Origin of the sequence: Burkholderia sp. Se-20378 (assembly GCF_017104665.1) — a bacterium.
GTDB classification, from domain to species: Bacteria; Pseudomonadota; Gammaproteobacteria; order Burkholderiales; family Burkholderiaceae; genus Burkholderia; species Burkholderia lata.
Window position 1 is genome coordinate 1 of the sequence record NZ_JAAGPG010000846.1, and the last position, 2,409, is coordinate 2,409.

Here is a 2,409-nt window from a genome sequence, read left to right on the forward strand (position 1 = left end):
TCGCACGAGGGCCAGGCGCCGCCTTGCCCTCGTGCGGCGTCGCTCGTTTTCTTCTGTTCGCCTTACCTTGATGCAGGACCATTCGTCATGACGCAAACCGCTTTTCGTTCCCAGCTGCTGACCTTCAACGGCGACCCGGCGCAATCGAGCCAGGCCGCGAACTACGAGACCGACGGCCTCCTGATCGTCGACGACGGCAAGGTCGTCGCGGCCGGCCCGTACGCGCAGCTCGCCGCGACGCTCGCGCGCGACGCGATCGTCCATGACCTGCGCGACAAGCTGATCGTGCCCGGCTTCATCGACACGCACATCCACTATCCGCAGACGGACATGATCGCGTCGCCGGCGCCGGGTCTGCTGCCGTGGCTGGACAAGTACACGTTCCCGACCGAGCGCCAGTTCGGCGATCCCGAGCATGCGCGCGAAGTCGCCGACTTCTTCGTCGACGAACTGCTCGCCTGCGGCACGACGAGCGCGCTCGTCTACTGCACGGTGCACAAGCAGTCGGCCGATGCGCTGTTCTCGGCGAGCGACGCGCGCGACCTGCGGATGATCGCGGGCAAGGTGCTGATGGACCGCAACTGCCCCGAATTCCTGCGCGATACCGCGCAATCGGGTTACGACGACAGCGCGGAGCTGATCGGCCGCTGGCACGGCAAGGGCCGCCAGATGTACGCGCTCACGCCGCGCTTCGCGCCGACGTCGACCGAGGCGCAGCTCGAGGCGTGCAGCGAACTCGCGCGGCGCCATCCGGACGTGTTCGTGCAGAGCCACGTCGCGGAGAACGTCGACGAGGTGAAATGGGTGGCCGAGCTGTTCCCCGGCCATCGCAGCTATCTCGACATCTACGACCGCTACGGGCTGCTGCGCCCGCGCGCGGTGTACGGCCACTGCATCCACCTCGACGACGAGGACCGCCGCCGGATGGCCGAGACGCGCACGGTCGTCGCACACTGCCCGACGTCGAACTTCTTCCTCGGCAGCGGGCTGTTCGATTTCGACAAGGCCGGTGAATACGACGTGCCCGTCACGCTCGCCACCGACGTCGGCGGCGGCACGTCGTTCTCGATGCTGCAGACGATGAACGAAGCGCACAAGGTCGCGCGGCTGTCTGGCCACCACCTGACCGCGACGCGGATGTTCTGGCTCGCGACGGCCGGCGCCGCGCAGGCACTCGACCTCGTCGATACGGTCGGCACGCTCGCGCCGCGTACCGAGGCCGACTTCGTCGTGCTCGATCCGCAGGCCACGCCGCTGCTCGCACGCCGCACGAAGCGCGCGGATTCGCTCGAGGAGCTGCTGTTCGCATTTGCGCTGCTCGGCGACGACCGCGCGGTGTATCGCACCTATGCGGCCGGCAAACTCGTCCACGAGCGCGGCGCGGCACGCCGCCAGGCCGCGTAACGACGTTCCTGGCGCATTTCCCGGCTGGCGCGGGCATCCACCACCGCGCCTGCCGGGGCTCCCGTACCGCCGGAGATGGCCGTACGCCGATCCCGCCCCGACGCCAGGCGCAGCGCCCGCCAACGGCTTTCCCGCGCGCGACGCGCCGTGCTAGAATTCGCCGCTCATTGGGGAGTAGCCGCTCCGCTCGATGTCCCGCGCTCCCGGCGCGCATCGTGACGGAGGCGTCCGTCAACAGACTTGGCCGTACGGCCATGGCGGACGCAGCCACCTAGGCCTGGCGAGACCGATGGTTCACAGTGCGCCGCATCAGGGCCCGGCGCGCCGTGGATCGTCGCTCGCACGCACAACATCGGCCCGTGGAACCCCATCCGTGTCCCAAGCCTTCCTGATCTCCACCGGCGCCGTCGCCCTTGCTGAAATCGGCGACAAGACCCAACTGCTTTCCCTCGTCCTGGCCGCGCGCTATCGCAAGCCGGTGCCGATCATTCTTGGCGTGCTCGTCGCGACACTCGTGAACCATGGTTTCGCCGGCGCGCTCGGCGAATGGCTCGGCGTGCTCGTCACGCCGTCGATCATGCGCTGGGCGCTCGCGTTCTCGTTCATCGCGATGGGGTTGTGGATCCTCGTGCCGGACAAGCTCGATGCCGACGAAGCCAATGCCAACCGTTCGCGGCTCGGCGTGTTCGGTGCGACCCTCGTTGCATTCTTCCTTGCGGAAATGGGCGACAAGACGCAGATCGCGACCGTCGCGCTGGCCGCGCGCTTCCAGGACTACATCGGTGTCGTGGCCGGCACGACGCTCGGGATGATGCTCGCGAACGTGCCCGCGATCCTGCTGGGCGACCGCTTCGCGCACCGCCTGCCGACGAAGCTCGTGCACGGCATCGCGGCCGTGCTGTTCGTCGTGCTCGGCGCGCTGGCGCTGCTGGGCATCGGGGTCTGACGGGGAGGAGGATGGCGGGCGCGGCCGGACGGCCGCGCCGGGACTGACGCTGCGTTACT

Annotated in this window: 2 protein-coding genes and 1 riboswitch; both genes read left to right on the plus strand. The window is 68.7% G+C overall.

Translation table 11 applies throughout. From position 1 onward, the window contains the following. Positions 1-87: 87 nt before the first annotated feature. The gene (gene guaD / locus G3N93_RS38160) at positions 88-1,404 is read left to right on the plus strand and encodes a guanine deaminase (protein ID WP_206135346.1); all 1,317 of its coding nucleotides are present in this window, start codon (positions 88-90) and stop codon (positions 1,402-1,404) included. Between the two features lie 157 nt (positions 1,405-1,561). Next, a riboswitch (yybP-ykoY riboswitch) is annotated at positions 1,562-1,699 on the plus strand. Positions 1,700-1,777: 78 nt separating this feature from the next. Then, positions 1,778-2,350 carry a TMEM165/GDT1 family protein gene (locus tag G3N93_RS38165; protein ID WP_206135347.1) on the plus strand — a complete coding sequence of 191 codons (573 nt, stop codon included), beginning with the start codon at positions 1,778-1,780 and terminating at the stop codon, positions 2,348-2,350. Positions 2,351-2,409 lie beyond the last annotated feature (59 nt).